The organism is Rhodococcus sp. T2V (assembly GCF_029269925.1).
GTDB classification, from domain to species: domain Bacteria; phylum Actinomycetota; class Actinomycetes; order Mycobacteriales; family Mycobacteriaceae; genus Rhodococcus_F; species Rhodococcus_F koreensis.
This window is the reverse complement of the sequence record NZ_JARJBD010000482.1, coordinates 1-548: the sequence shown is the minus strand read 5'-3', so window position 1 is coordinate 548 and position 548 is coordinate 1. Positions and strand designations below refer to the sequence as shown.

Annotated in this window: 2 pseudogenes; one reads left to right on the top strand and one right to left on the bottom strand. The window is 67.7% G+C overall.

Features of this window, described 5'->3' with window-relative positions:
• A pseudogene (locus P3H15_RS54970) lies at window positions 1-272 on the top strand (aldehyde dehydrogenase family protein); the annotation flags it as partial.
• A gap of 56 nt (window positions 273-328) precedes the next feature.
• Here the strand turns inward: P3H15_RS54970 and P3H15_RS54965 are convergent.
• Window positions 329-548, bottom strand: a pseudogene (locus P3H15_RS54965) (transposase); the annotation flags it as partial.

Below are 548 nucleotides of genomic sequence, written 5' to 3'. Positions count from 1 at the left end.
ACCCCACCGCCGCCATCTGGATGGCCGAACTCTGGGCCGAAGCCGGACTCCCCGCAGGCGTCTTCAACGTCCTCCAAGGCGACAAGACCTCCGTCGACGAACTCCTCACCAACCCCGCCATCAAGGCCATCAGCTTCGTCGGATCCACCCCCATCGCCCAATACGTCTACGCCACCGGCACCGCCCACGGCAAACGCGTCCAAGCCCTCGGCGGCGCCAAGAACCACGCCATCGTCCTGCCCGACGCCGACCTCGACCTCGCCGCCGACGCCAACCACAGCAGGAAGACGACACAACCGAATCGACACATTAATTCTTTACAGTCACAATGGGTTCGGCACCTCTGCCATGAGGCGCCGGGCAGGGTCGCCCCGATCGCCGCGACGAGGCCGGCGTGGGCGTCGGAGGTCACCACCCGCACCCCGGACAGGCCGCGGGCGACCAGGGAGCGGAAGAACGCGAGCCAGCCGGCACCGTCCTCGGACGAGGTCATGTCCAGGCCCAGGATCTCGCGGTAGCCCTCGGCGTTGACACCGACCGCGACCAAC